General features: G+C 63.7%; 6 protein-coding genes. All 6 read right to left on the minus strand.

What is annotated here, in order from left to right; all coding sequences use genetic code 11:
- Positions 1-5: 5 nt before the first annotated feature.
- Positions 6-434, minus strand: a complete 429-nt coding sequence (locus tag ACF8MI_RS04515; protein WP_019096721.1) for a GNAT family N-acetyltransferase — start codon at positions 432-434, stop codon at positions 6-8.
- A complete protein-coding gene (locus tag ACF8MI_RS04520) occupies positions 427-1,593 on the minus strand; it encodes a cupin domain-containing protein (protein WP_016711508.1) in 1,167 nt (388 codons plus the stop codon). Before ACF8MI_RS04520 ends, ACF8MI_RS04515 begins: the two co-directional genes overlap by 8 nt.
- A gap of 81 nt (positions 1,594-1,674) precedes the next feature.
- Complete coding sequence (purB, locus tag ACF8MI_RS04525; protein WP_060497759.1) at positions 1,675-3,045, minus strand: adenylosuccinate lyase; 1,371 nt, start codon at positions 3,043-3,045, stop codon at positions 1,675-1,677.
- A 130-nt stretch (positions 3,046-3,175) separates the two neighbouring features.
- Entirely contained in the window at positions 3,176-3,802 is a 627-nt protein-coding gene (gene hflD / locus ACF8MI_RS04530) for a high frequency lysogenization protein HflD (protein ID WP_104834319.1), read from the minus strand.
- On the minus strand, positions 3,799-4,923 hold the full coding sequence (gene mnmA, locus ACF8MI_RS04535) for a tRNA 2-thiouridine(34) synthase MnmA (RefSeq protein WP_060497757.1): 1,125 nt from the start codon (positions 4,921-4,923) through the stop codon (positions 3,799-3,801). Before mnmA ends, hflD begins: the two co-directional genes overlap by 4 nt.
- A gap of 59 nt (positions 4,924-4,982) precedes the next feature.
- Positions 4,983-5,423, minus strand: coding sequence for an NUDIX hydrolase (locus tag ACF8MI_RS04540; protein WP_060497756.1), 441 nt, complete (start codon positions 5,421-5,423; stop codon positions 4,983-4,985).
- Between the last annotated feature and the right edge of the window lie 34 nt (positions 5,424-5,457).

Below are 5,457 nucleotides of genomic sequence, written 5' to 3' on the forward strand. Positions count from 1 at the left end.
ACGGGTCAGGCGCGCGAGTCGCGCACCATGTCCACGTGCGGGATACCAGCTTCGAGGAACTCCTCGCTGACTACGCGAAAGCCCAGGCGCTCGTAGAACGGTGTGGCATGCACCTGAGCGCTGAGCATCTGCTGCTTCAGGTCGCGGTTCTGCGCTTCGACGATGACTGCGTTCATCAGCGCGTCACCCACTTTCAAGCCGCGCCAGTCCTTCAGCACCGATACCCGGCCGATCGTCCCGTCTGGCAGCAGGCGGGCAGTGCCGATCGGGTAGTCGCCTTCCAGGGCCAGGAAGTGTGCCGCTGTCGGGTCATCCGAGTCCCACTCCAGCTCCGGCGGTACATGCTGTTCGGCAATGAACACCGCCTCACGGATACGGCGAATGTCGGCGTTGTCTTTGTGCCAGTCGGCGAGGCGAACGCTGATCTTATTCATTGGCGAATCCCAGGCTTCCTTGTTTGACCAGCTGCTGTACCAGCATAAGGCCATCTTCGTCTTGCAGCCAGTCTGCCAGGTTGTCGATATGCAGGGCATCGGCCGCGCACACCAGCTTCAGCAGCTCGCGCAGTTTGCCCGGCAGCGGGCAGCTGCGGCCGCTGGCGAACAGCAGCAGGTCGTCTTCGAATTCGGACCAGGCCAGGCGTGCGCTTGGGTTGCGGATCAGGATGGCGCCTTGTTCCAGGGCATCGATCAGCTCCTCTTCGCTCAGCTCTTCGCCAACGATCTGCTCGGGGTAACGCGGCTCGGTCATGAACTGACCGAACCAGGTCAGCAGCAGGTCCTTGTCGTTCATGTGCTTGTCGAGCAGCGCCTTGAGGCGGTCGAGGGCGTCGTGCTGGATCTGGTGCGGGTCGCTGGCTGGCTGGGCGTCGGCATCGCTGTAGCGCTCTTCGTCAGGCAGGAACTGGCCCAGGAAGTCGGTGAAGTGGGTCAGCACTTCGGCGGCGCTTGGGGCGCGGAAGCCGACCGAGTAGGTCAGGCAGTCGTCCACGGCCACGCCATAGTGGGCCAGACGCGGTGGCAGGTAGAGCATGTCGCCTGGCTCCAGGGTCCATTCTTCGCTCTGCTCGAACTCGGCCAGGATACGCAGGTCGGCGTGCTCCAGCAGCGGGCTGTCGCTGCTGCACATCTGGCCGATCTTCCAGTTGCGCTGGCCGTGGCCTTGCAGCAGGAACACGTCGTAGTTGTCGAAGTGCGGACCAACGCTGCCACCCGGAGCGGCGAAGCTGATCATCACGTCATCGATACGCCAGCTGGGCAGGAAACGGAAGTTTTCCAGCAGTTCGGCCACTTCTGGGACAAACTGGTCCACGGCTTGTACCAGCAGGGTCCAGTCTTTTTCTGGCAGCTCGGCGAAGGTGTCTTCGTTGAACGGGCCGCGGCGCAGCTCCCACGGGTGGGCGCCGTGCTCCAGCACGATACGCGACTCGACTTCGTCTTCCAGGGCCAGGCCGGCCAGTTCGTCGGGGTCGATGGGGCTGATGAAGTCCGGGAAGGCCTGGCGCACCAGCAGCGGCTTCTTCTGCCAGTAGTCGCGCATGAATTCGCGGGCCGAGATGCCGCCGAGCAGCTGCAGTGGAGTATCAGGATTCATGTTCAACCTATTGAAAAAACGTAATTTTCGTACGGGAATAAAAACGCCCGGCCAGGCCGGGCGTTGTACGCGACGGTCAGCTTAGATGCGTTTGGCCTGCGCTGCAGCGTTACCGATGTAGGTAGCGGGGGTCAGCAGCTTGAGCTCGGCCTTGGCGTCGGCTGGCATGTCCAGCCCGTCGATGAAGGTCAGCAGCGCGTCCGGGGTGATGCCCTTGCCACGGGTCAGCTCTTTGAGCTTCTCGTAGGGGTTTTCGATGTTGAAGCGGCGCATCACGGTCTGGATCGGCTCGGCTAGCACTTCCCAGCAGGCGTCCAGGTCGGCGGCGATGCGGGCTTCGTTCACTTCCAGCTTGCCGATGCCTTTCAGGCTGGCTTCGTAGGCGATGACGCTGTGGGCAAAGCCCACGCCCAGGTTACGCAGCACGGTGGAGTCGGTCAGGTCACGCTGCCAGCGCGAGATCGGCAGCTTGCTGGCCAGGTGCTGGAACAGCGCATTGGCGATACCCAGGTTGCCTTCGGAGTTTTCGAAGTCGATCGGGTTGACCTTGTGCGGCATGGTCGACGAGCCGATTTCGCCAGCGACAGTCTTCTGCTTGAAGTAGCCCAGCGAGATGTAGCCCCACACATCGCGGTCGAAGTCGATAAGGATGGTGTTGAAGCGGGCAATGGCGTCGAACAGCTCGGCGATGTAGTCGTGCGGCTCGATCTGGGTGGTGTACGGGTTGAACTGCAGGCCCAGCTCGTCTTCGATGAAGGCGCGGGCGTTCTGCTCCCAGTCGATCTGCGAGTAGGCCGACAGGTGGGCGTTGTAGTTGCCCACGGCGCCGTTGATCTTGCCCAGCAGCGGCACGGCGGCAACCTGGGCGATCTGGCGCTCCAGGCGGTACACGACGTTGGCCAGTTCTTTTCCCAGGGTGGTCGGCGAGGCTGGCTGGCCGTGGGTACGCGACAGCATCGGCACCTCGGCGTGGGCATGGGCCAGGGCACGGATGGCGTCGGCGATCTGGCGCATCAGCGGCAGCAGCACGTCGTCACGGCCGGCGCGCAGCATCAGGGCGTGGGACAGGTTGTTGATGTCCTCGCTGGTGCAGGCGAAGTGGATGAATTCGCTGACCTTGGCCAGCTCAGGAAGCTTGGCGGCCTGCTCCTTGAGGAGGTATTCGATCGCCTTGACGTCGTGGTTGGTGGTGCGCTCGATTTCCTTGACGCGCTCGGCGTGTTCAAGCTTGAAATCGGTGGCCAGGCTGTCCAGCAGGGCGTTGGCTTCGGCGGAGAACGCCGGCACTTCGCCGATCTGCGGGTGGGCGGCCAGGCGCTGCAGCCAGCGCACTTCGACCAGGGCGCGGAAACGGATCAGGCCGAATTCGCTGAAAATGGGGCGCAAGGCCTGGGTTTTGCCGGCATAACGGCCGTCTACAGGGGAAACCGCAGTGAGCGAAGAAAGCTGCATGGGGTGTTCTCGGACAGTCAGGCTTTTGGAAGGGCGCATATCATACATGAAAATTGCGCCCGAGTCGGGTGGCTGACCAAAGGTCGGCCCGATTGGGATCTGGTGGCAGACCCTGTGGGAGCGCAGCCTGTCAGTTGGGGCTGCGCATCATGTCATACAGTTCGTTCAGCAGCTTGCGCCGGCTGAACACCAGCTGCCAGCGGTGCCCGCCCAGTTGGCGCCACAGCCGGGCGGCGCGGATGCCGGCCAGCAGCAGGGCACGGATCTTCGAGGCGTTGCTGGCCTGCTGCAGGAAGCGCATGTCGCCGTGCACCTGGATGCGCTGGCGCAAGGTGCTGAGCGTGTCCTGATACAAGGCTCCGCTGGAAGCGATGACGTTTTCATGAACCAGGCCGAAATGCTCGGCCTGGGACTGGATTTGCGGCAAGCGGTTGCCGATGGTGTCGAGCAGGTCGCCACGCTTGTTCAGCTGGCGCTCCAGGCCCAGCATCGACAGGGCATAGCGCAGCGGCTCGCGCTGCAGGCTGCTGGGGTCGCGCTCCAGGGCGCCTGCCAGTGCACGGTAGCCGTCGCGCAGGTTCAGGTCGTCGCCACCGAACACTTCCAGGGTGTCCTTGGGGTCGCGGACCAGCAGGCTGCCGAGCATGCAGCCAATGTTGGCCTCGCTGGCCTGGCCGGTGCGGGCGATACGGTCAACCAGCACGGCGGCCTGGAATACACCGCCCAAAGCAATCAATTGCTCCTGCAGGTTGCTCATGCGCGCGGGCTCCACGGCTCGGCGGCTTCGATCACGCCGCCGCCCAGGCACACTTCGCCGTCGTAGAACACCACCGACTGGCCCGGGGTGACGGCGCGCTGCGGCTCGTCGAACACGGCGCGGTAGCCGGTTTCGGTCAGCTCAAGGGTGCATTGCTGGTCGCTCTGGCGGTAACGCACCTTGGCAGTCAGCTGGCGTGGGCGGCTGAGGTCGATCGGGTTGACCCAGAAGATTTCCGAGGCGAGCAGGGCGCGGGAGAACAGCCATGGGTGTTCGTTGCCCTGGCCGACCACCAGCACGTTGCGGGTCAGGTCCTTGTGCAGCACGTACCACGGCTCGTCACCGGCATCTTTCAGGCCGCCAATCCCCAGGCCCTGGCGCTGGCCGATGGTGTGGTACATCAGGCCATGGTGGCGGCCGATCACTTCACCTTCGGTGGTTTCGATATCGCCCGGCTGGGCTGGCAGGTACTGCTTGAGGAAGTCGCTGAAACGGCGCTCGCCAATGAAGCAGATGCCGGTGGAGTCCTTTTTCTTGGCGGTGGCCAGGCCGTGTTTCTCGGCAATCGCGCGCACCTCGGGCTTTTCCAGCTCGCCGACCGGGAACAGGGTGCGGGCGATTTCCTTGCCGCCGACGGCGTGCAGGAAGTAGCTCTGGTCCTTGTTCGGGTCAAGGCCCTTGAGCAGTTCGGTGAGCTCACCGGTGTCGCGGCGGCGTACGTAGTGGCCGGTGGCGATCAGGTCGGCACCCAGCGACAAGGCGTAGTCGAGAAACGCCTTGAACTTGATTTCGCGGTTGCAGAGGATGTCCGGGTTGGGCGTACGGCCAGCCTTGTATTCTTCAAGGAAGTGCTCGAACACGTTGTCCCAGTATTCGGCGGCGAAGTTGGCGGTGTGCAGCTTGATGCCGATGCGGTCGCACACGGCCTGGGCGTCGGCCAGGTCTTCGCGGGCGGTGCAGTATTCGGTGCCGTCGTCTTCTTCCCAGTTCTTCATGAACAGCCCTTCCACCTGGTAGCCCTGCTCCATGAGCAGAAGGGCGGAGACGGAAGAGTCCACGCCGCCGGACATGCCGACGATGACGCGGGTCTTGGCGGGGTCTTTGAGTGCTGGGCTGGTCATGGGTACCGGTGTGTATCAGAGGGGAAAAACGCCGATTCTATCAAACCCGCGACGTTGCGTCAGTCGCGTAGCAGTTCGAGGCTGTGCAAGGGGCCTTTGAGGTAGTCGTCGAGACAGCGCGGCACCAGCTCGCTGCGCCAGTGGGTGGGGTCGGCCAGCAGCTCGTCGCGGGTCAGCCACACGGCACGGACGATGTCGCTGTCCAGGGCCAGGTCGGCGTGGTGGCGAACGGGGCGGGCGGCGAAGCAGATGCGCTGGTAGGTCACGCCGTTGCTGGGGGCGGTGTAGAGGTAGATGCCGACCACGCCGGTGAGCTCCACTTCCCAGGCGGTTTCTTCCAGGGTTTCGCGCAGGGCGGCCTGGGGTAGGGTCTCGTTGGGTTCGAGGTGGCCGGCGGGTTGGTTGAAGACATGCTGGTTGGCTTTGAACTCTTCGACGAAGAGGAACTTGCCTTCGTGCTCGACGATGGTGGCGACGGTGATGTGGGGTTGCCAGGTCATTTGCGGTGTCCTTTCGATCTTGGGGTCGCTTTGC

The organism is Pseudomonas sp. yb_9, assembly GCF_043103635.1.
Taxonomy (GTDB): Bacteria; Pseudomonadota; Gammaproteobacteria; order Pseudomonadales; family Pseudomonadaceae; genus Aquipseudomonas; species Aquipseudomonas monteilii.

What these genes read in the sequence shown, in the direction of transcription:
- ACF8MI_RS04515 (WP_019096721.1), bottom strand. Translation starts at nt 434, where the DNA reads ATGAATAAGATCAGCGTTCGCCTCGCCGACTGGCACAAAGACAACGCC.
- ACF8MI_RS04520 (WP_016711508.1), bottom strand. Translation starts at nt 1,593, where the DNA reads ATGAATCCTGATACTCCACTGCAGCTGCTCGGCGGCATCTCGGCCCGC.
- purB (WP_060497759.1), bottom strand. Translation starts at nt 3,045, where the DNA reads ATGCAGCTTTCTTCGCTCACTGCGGTTTCCCCTGTAGACGGCCGTTAT.
- mnmA (WP_060497757.1), bottom strand. Translation starts at nt 4,923, where the DNA reads ATGACCAGCCCAGCACTCAAAGACCCCGCCAAGACCCGCGTCATCGTC.
- ACF8MI_RS04540 (WP_060497756.1), bottom strand. Translation starts at nt 5,423, where the DNA reads ATGACCTGGCAACCCCACATCACCGTCGCCACCATCGTCGAGCACGAA.
- hflD (WP_104834319.1), bottom strand. Translation starts at nt 3,802, where the DNA reads ATGAGCAACCTGCAGGAGCAATTGATTGCTTTGGGCGGTGTATTCCAG.